Source organism: Oceanobacillus locisalsi (genome assembly GCF_042675985.1).
Taxonomy (GTDB): Bacteria; Bacillota; Bacilli; order Bacillales; family Amphibacillaceae; genus Oceanobacillus; species Oceanobacillus locisalsi.
In genome coordinates this window covers 1-7,089 of sequence record NZ_JBHTKK010000047.1, presented here as the reverse complement: position 1 = coordinate 7,089, position 7,089 = coordinate 1, and the positions used below count along the sequence as shown (strand labels likewise).

The window sequence follows — 7,089 nt, the reverse complement described above, 5'->3', positions numbered from 1 at the left end:
TCATATCTTGCTTTCCATTCTGTTCTTTTTTCTGCATTTGTCATCGCATAACCTCCGTATGATTTTCTATGGAGATTATCTCATGCGTGGTTTATAACTTGTAGGTGGGGATTATTTGACGCTTACGGAAACTAGAAAGCCGCAGTTCATTTTAAAGATAAAGTCATCATTCAGACGCTTGATTAAATCTTTGATGATTGGGATATGTTCAATATAGCGAATAAAAAAGAAATAATCATCCCTGCATAGTTGAGTTCAACAGGCGCTCCCAGTCGGGATTTCTTATTAATTGCATGATAAATACGATCCAGATCAATCGCTGAAAAAATCGCTTCATACTTTTGGGTAGGACCATGTCATATAATTCTTGGGTACCAAATAAGCTTGGTTGTTGTATAATGGTCATAAGAAGTACTCCTTCAGTCTTTTTATGGTTTGTGGTCAACTACCATTCTACATGATTTGGGGAGGTACTTCTTTTTTTATGTTTCAAAAAGCTTAGGATACAAGGGCTTTGAATTATGAAATTCATTCAGCTGTTAAAATAATCATTGTATACATCACTATTTGAATTATTAGAGACTTAGATATATTATTAATACAATAAAAATATTAAAAATCTTCAATTGAAACTAAGCAAGTATTATCTGTTAAATGGAGAGGGGGAAGGCAATGCCTTTTGAAGTAGGGGGAAGAGCGGATAAGTCTGGTAATAGTTATGAAGTGAGGTGGGTAGTAAAACAAATGCTGCGACTAGTTAAAGAGGAAATAACCTCTATTACGTGGGAAGCTGTTGGAGCAAAAGAAGAAGGAATCGATCTCTGGATTAAAAATAAGGATGGAAGTTTGGTATGTTCCCAGTGTAAGGCGAGAAATGGAAGTAAAGAAAGTTGGTCTATAAGCGATTTAGGATCCAAAAAGGTTTTTGTTAATGCTAAAAAGCACTTAGACTCTAATGAAAATATTACTTATCAATTTGTTTCAGCGGTTAATAGTATGATGTTAAATGATATTACTAATAGGGCAAGAAATACTAATGATAGCCCTATTGATTTTTATGAATCTCAGATAAAAAATAGTGAAAAAGTACATGATGATTATAAAAGGATAGCTAGTTATTTTGGCTTAGGTTATACTTCAGTACAAGATAATGGGCAGCTCCTAAATTACCTAAAGAGAATGTATGTCATCCATTTTTCAGATGATTTAGAAACAAAAAAAACTTTGAAGGAAACAATAAGTTATCTCTTTACTGGAGATTCTGAAAGTATATACAATTTGTTACTAAATTTTCCATTAGAAAATGATTTGTTAGGAAAAGAAATATCAAGTTATGCTGTATTGAATTTTTTAGAAAGCAGGGGTGGAATTTCACTTAGAAAGCTTCATAATGATGAACGGATAATTCCAAGGTTTGAAAATCTGAACAAAGAATTTGTCTCTTCTTTTGTTAAAATTAATGGCTCTCTAATCCACCGAAGAGAAAGTGAAGAATGTTATAAAAAGGTTTTAAATGGAAATTCGATAATTATACATGGGAAGGCAGGAAGTGGAAAAAGCGGGTGTATTATTGAATTACTAAATCGATTTAAACAAGAAAATATACCTTATCTTGCCTTGAAACTTGATCGGCGTGTTCCAGAATATTCATCTAATAAATATGGAGAACAACTAGATTTACCAGCTTCCCCTGTACACTGTATTGATGCAATTGCAGGTGATAAAGAAGCTGTTTTGATTTTAGATCAACTTGATGCAATTCGTTGGACAAATAGCCACTCAAGTACAGCACTAGAAGTTTGTAGAGAAATGATAGAGGAAGTAAATCATTTAAACAAAGAACGAAATAAAAAAATATCAATAGTTTTTTCTTGTCGTACATTTGATTTTGAAAATGATATTGGGTTGAAAACACTATTTTCAAATCAACAAAATAATGATGTTGAAAATAAAGTGTGGAAAGAAATAATAATAAGTGAATTAGATGATAAAAAAGTAAAAGAAGTTGTGGGGGGGTCGTATGACAACCTATCCAAGAAACTTAAGTTATTATTAAAAATACCTAATAACCTTTACATTTGGTCAAATTTAGAAGATAGTAGAAAAAATAATATTTATCTATCTTCCAGTGATTTAATCAAAGAATGGTGGGAACAATTAAGTATAAAAATTGAAAGTTTGGGCGTGTCTATTCATTCTATAAATGAACTTAAAGATACAATTGCGAAACAAATGGATAAATTAGGGAAATTAACAATACCTAAACTATTAATAAGTGATTGTTCAAAGGTTGCAACCGAACAATTACTATCTAATGGTTTATTACTTTCGAAGGGAAATAGTATCGGCTTTGTCCATCAAAGTTTTTTTGATTATTTCTTGGTTGAAAAAATGATTCGAAAAATATTTGAAGGGGATTCTATTTCGAATATCCTTGGTCCTATTTCTAAACAAACTCCATCTAAAAGATATCAACTCCAAATGTTATTAGAAAATCTTTTAAATGATGATATAGATTATTTTATAGATGTTGGGGTTGAACTAATAAATAGTAAAGATATACGCTTTTACATGAAATATGTATTTTTTGAGGTTCTAGGACAAACGGAATCAGTTACATTTAAAGTGAAAACATTTTTAAAAGAGTATATTAACATTTCACACTGGAAAAGCCATTTATTGGATATAGTTTTTGCTAAACATCCTACTTTTATAAAACTTTTAATCCAAGAGGGCTTCATTACCAAGTGGCTTAATTCTGAAGATGAAAGAGTTACTGCAATGATGTTACTAGGATCTGTTAACTCAAAAATGCCTGATGAGCTAACTTCATTGCTTTATCCTTTAGCATTTAAAGAAAATGAATTGGATAAGATGATTAATAGTTTATTTTGTAGGGATATAGCAGATGATTCTGATAATATGTTTGAATTTAGATTGGAATTATTGAGATTTAGACCTCATTTATGCAGTGAATATATTTACTGGGGGTTGTTTACACAAAAATGTCCGTATAGAATGTTACGTTTAATAGATGTGATTGTAAAGAATTTTGTGGAAGAATCTATTAAAGACAGGAATAGACTAAATAAAAAAGCTCTTAAAAACTTTATTGAAAGTGCGAAAAGTAATCCAGAATATGTTTGGGAAAATTATATGCCATATATTGCTAAAATAACTCAAAATGTAATCTCCCTCTATGATAAGAAACTAAATTTTTGGAAATCTGAGCAATATACGAAATATATGTATGGGAGAACTTACATAGAGATGATTAAAGTTGCAGGAAAAGAATTAATTAAAAATGATACAGTCAACATTTTAGAGAGCTGTAAAAAATATTATGAATACAATTCACTTATAATTAATGAGATTTTATTAAATGTTATGGAAGATTGTCCAAGTAAATACTCAGATTTTGTAATAAAATTGTTAATAGAGAACCCGCATAAAAGATTCTTTAATTACACAGGAGAACGCGATAATTACTTGTTTTCAGCAAAACAAATAATAGAAAAACATTCTAAAACATGTTCAGGTGAAGTATTTAACAGATTAGAGAATGTTCTTTATTATTATCGTGAAGAAAATGAGCTGGTACGGGCACGACGAAGATTTGAGTTTAATAAAGAAAATAGAAAAAAGAAAAGTAAACAACTAGTTTATTATCGATATTGGGGAGAAGTACAAACTTATTTAATATCTGCACTTGACCAAAACAGAATTTCTAGAAATACTTTTCAATTAAAGAAAATTCTTGAAAGACGATCTAATGGTCAAGTTAATATACACAAAAAAAATAGAGTCAGTACAGGATGGGTAAGTTCAACTATTGGGAATAAAGCTGAGAAGATTAAAGATAAAGAATGGTTAAGAATAATTACGCAAAAAAAATATCAAAATGAAAAATGGAATTTATCAGAAGGAGCTATTTTAGAATCTTCGCCAGAACAATTTGCCAGGGATTTTGAAAGAATCGGAAAGAAAGAACCAAATAGATTTGCTAAATTGGCATTGGAGTTACCAGAAGATATAGAATATAATTATATAACGGCTATTTTTAATATTATTGGTGTAAAAGAGCCGGCTAAGGATATTGTTGAAAATAAGGCTTGGTATCCAGTTAGTCTTGATCTAGCGCAGAAATTATATACAAAGTGGAGTAACATATATGATATTAGCGTCGTGATGTCTCTTTGCAGAGGAATCAGAGAAAGATCTGGAGAATTATGGAATAAGGATATTTTAAATTTAATAACTAATATAGCTAAAAACCATCCTAATCCTGAACCAGGGAAACTTAATATAATGTCATCCAAAGAATCGGAACTAGAAACGATAGAGTCAATATTTATGAATTCAATGAATTGTGCAAGAGGTTGTGCTGCAGAGGCAATAGCGGCTTTACTTTGGGAAAACGGAGATAGATATAATGATTTTAGAGTAGCCATAGAATCTATTGTCAATGATAAAGATTTGGCGGTTAATATGTCAGCTATAGAATGTATTAAACCAATTATGAATTATAATAAGGAATTTGCTGTTGAATGCTTTTTTAAATTAGCCAAAAAAGATTTAAGACTTGTCTCTCACCCGTATGCAAATGAAATATTTTATTATTTATATAAAGAGTATCCTGAAGATATTAAAGAATTAGTTTTAGAAATGTTTAAGTCTCGATTTGAAGATGTTGCTTTAGCAGGAGCTAAACATGTAGCAAATATGTATGTATTTTACGGTTGCTTTGAAGATACTATATTTAATAAATTTAAGAAATCTAAGAATCGAATAGAGGGAATGCTCGGGGTTGCAGTAACTCTTATTGATACTCAAAAATATCATGAACAATGTAAAGAGATCATTTTACAGATAATAGGTGAAAACGGTATGAGTGAAGATTTCACCTATTTGTATTCTCGATTGCTATCTGAAGATAAATTAAATGTACAAGAAGATGAAGAGCTTATATTAAGGTTAGTTACTTCTAAAGCTAACAAAGGAATAATTCGTGATTTTATTATGTTTATAAGTGAAAATGATGTTCAGATTGTAGTATTTAAAAATGTAATATTCGGGATTTGCAGAAATTTAATTCATAATTTTAATCATGAAGTCAATAATGTAGGAAGTGAATTATATGGTGTTACACCGGAACTATCAAAATTAATTGCATTACTTTATGATAAGACTCAAAATGATTTTCAAGTTAATCAACAATGTTTAGATATATGGGATGAAATGTTTGAAAATCAGATTGGAACAATCCGTGAATTAACAGAGGCAATAATGGACAAATAGTTTGTTAATGTAAAATAGCGATGAAGGCGTGTCTTTTAATATGTGTAGCTTGAAAAGAATCTGTACCTATTACAGATTTCTGTATAGTATTGTATCATAATTACATCTACCTCAAATCGTATTTAGGTGAAAGCCTTGCCTGCCATGACTTTAGCCACCTTACTGGAGGATTTGACTTTTACCAATATAATTATCGTTCACGTATCTTTATTCGGGAAGTACAGCTTTAGGGAAAGAAGTTGGGGAAGCGGCTAAGAAAGCGAATGTACTATTTTTGAAAAACCATTGTATTATTGTTTCGATAATAGTGTGGAAGAAGCGGTGATACGGTTGGAAACATTGGAGTTTACTTGTAGGATGATGGTTATGGCTAAGGGTTCGAGGATTTCGGTAATTGTGTTGCCGGAAGAGGTTGTGGAGGACTTTTTGGAGAATTTGGGGTATAAGGGGAAGAAGAAAGATAGGTAAGTTGATATGGGTTTGGTGGAAGCTATTCATTCTAGCTGTTTTTGGCTGGGGTGGGTAGCTTTTAGAATATGGTGTTAAGATGCTATTGGAATACTATTATAAAAGAGACGAGGGTAAACTATTAGAGTACTTTCAGATATTGGATAAAAATGCAAGTATTCCAAGCAAAATCCCATTTGATAATCAACACCGCTATGAACGTTTAATTGATGATTACGGCCTGATTATTGCAGATGAAAAGAGCCACCTTTTGCGGATGGGAGAGCCACTTTAGAATAACTTCTTGTATAATATAAGTTACATGCAATATAAGCATGATACTTATATACAGGAGGTTTTTTTGTGGTTAATTGTCGTAAAATTCTGGAATTATATTTTGAAGGAGTTAGCCAAAGAACAATAAGTTCCAGCACAGGGCATTCAAGGAATACGGTCTCTGAGGTTGTTCATCGTGCTAAGAAGCTTCATCTTGAAAATTTGGAGGAGACGATGACCAATCCATGGTTGGAAGAGCTTCTCTTTCCCGAGAAACAAGCTATTGAGAAAGGTTACTTTCCGGTTGATTGGGAGAAGGTGCATAAGGAATTACAAAAAAAGAATGTGACTTTGACTTTACTACATCATGAGTACGCAGCAGAAGCACGGGAGAACGGAAAGATTCCCTATGCTTATTGAGTATTGCCATCGGCGAGACCCGACTATGCCATCTTTTTGACCCACTTAGGACAAGAAATTGACCCACTTAAGACAAAGGTGAGCCACTACCAAATTGATAGTGGCTCTAGAAATTAATTAAAAGGGCTTATACCTAATTCAAACTCAAGTAGCGTTTTTTCCCATCTTAATTTCGCCATTTCTTCTTCTAATTTTTGAACATACTCCAGTAACCTTTCAATTCTTACTTTGTCACTAATGCCTTCTTCAAAAGCAGTTCCAACGGTACTTTGATAATAAAAAAAGTCACGAAGATCTTCTTCTTCCACTTCGTATTCACCAGAATCTACTTGTGAAGCTTTTAATTTCCCTTCGATAATCCATTTTTTAATCGTACTTTGATCGCATTCTATATAGTGAGCGTGCAATATCTCTATTACTTCATTCATTGTCATGTGAAAACCCCCCATATAATAAAGCGTTTTCATTTTATGGTGAATTAATTTTTTAATCCATGCTTTTCTCTCATTGAAGTATTTCCGTCAATCATAATGGGATATGAATCATGTACAATTCGGTCTAATATCGCATCGGCTAACGTAATTTCGCCAATCTTTTCATGCCAGCCTCGAGGATCAAATTGAGAACAGAAAATGGTAGATGCATTCT

General features: G+C 31.7%; 5 protein-coding genes and 1 pseudogene. 3 read left to right on the top strand and 3 right to left on the bottom strand.

Going from position 1 to position 7,089, the window contains the following annotated elements; all coding sequences use genetic code 11:
- Positions 1 to 126 precede the first annotated feature (126 nt).
- Positions 127 to 406 (bottom strand): annotated as a pseudogene (locus ACFQ19_RS20070) (IS5/IS1182 family transposase); the annotation flags it as partial.
- A gap of 266 nt (positions 407 to 672) precedes the next feature.
- On the opposite strand from ACFQ19_RS20070, the gene ACFQ19_RS20065 reads away from it, so the two are divergent.
- The 3 genes from ACFQ19_RS20065 (at position 673) to ACFQ19_RS20055 (ending at position 6,441) form a co-directional block, all read left to right on the top strand.
- Entirely contained in the window at positions 673 to 5,298 is a 4,626-nt protein-coding gene (locus ACFQ19_RS20065) for a hypothetical protein (protein WP_379594617.1), read from the top strand.
- A 553-nt stretch (positions 5,299 to 5,851) separates the two neighbouring features.
- Positions 5,852 to 6,040: a hypothetical protein gene (locus tag ACFQ19_RS20060; protein WP_379594615.1), complete on the top strand. Its 189-nt coding sequence runs from the start codon at positions 5,852 to 5,854 to the stop codon at positions 6,038 to 6,040.
- Between the two features lie 68 nt (positions 6,041 to 6,108).
- Positions 6,109 to 6,441 (top strand): hypothetical protein, encoded by a 333-nt coding sequence (locus ACFQ19_RS20055; protein ID WP_379594613.1) that lies wholly within the window; start codon positions 6,109 to 6,111, stop codon positions 6,439 to 6,441.
- Positions 6,442 to 6,554: 113 nt separating this feature from the next.
- Here the strand turns inward: ACFQ19_RS20055 and ACFQ19_RS20050 are convergent, their stop codons facing one another.
- Together ACFQ19_RS20050 and ACFQ19_RS20045 are read right to left on the bottom strand one after the other, a co-directional pair.
- On the bottom strand, positions 6,555 to 6,875 hold the full coding sequence (locus ACFQ19_RS20050; RefSeq protein WP_379594611.1) for a hypothetical protein: 321 nt from the start codon (positions 6,873 to 6,875) through the stop codon (positions 6,555 to 6,557).
- Between the two features lie 44 nt (positions 6,876 to 6,919).
- The coding region (locus ACFQ19_RS20045) for an ATP-binding protein (protein ID WP_379594618.1) at positions 6,920 to 7,089 on the bottom strand (170 nt) is incomplete at its 5' end.